The sequence below is a fragment of the Rhizobium sp. SVR5-9E genome (assembly GCF_056755095.1).
Window position 1 is genome coordinate 1 of the sequence record NZ_JBNDHS010000445.1, and the last position, 268, is coordinate 268.

Here is a 268-nt window from a genome sequence, read left to right on the forward strand (position 1 = left end):
CTTCCTACCATGAGTCCGCTTATAACTACGGCAAGAATGATAAAAATGAAGTAGTTCAGAATTCCTACGCCGCAACCTCCGTAGAAACAGTTGATCATCATGGCCAGCAGTTCATTCATTCCCGACAAAGGCATTGTGCTATCGTGCATGGCATTGACGGAACCTGTGGAAATGACCGTTGTCGCAATACTCCAGTAGGCCGAAGACGCACTTCCGAAACGGATTTCCTTACCTTCCATAGCTCCGAGATGAGGGTCGGTTCCCATTT

The 268-nt window shown here is 47.8% G+C and carries 1 protein-coding gene; it reads right to left on the reverse strand.

Annotation, left to right across the window (positions count from 1 at the left end; all coding sequences use genetic code 11):
- Positions 1-268: potassium-transporting ATPase subunit KdpA (locus tag ACPYOJ_RS35555; RefSeq protein WP_481420416.1), on the reverse strand; the 268-nt coding region annotated here is incomplete at both ends.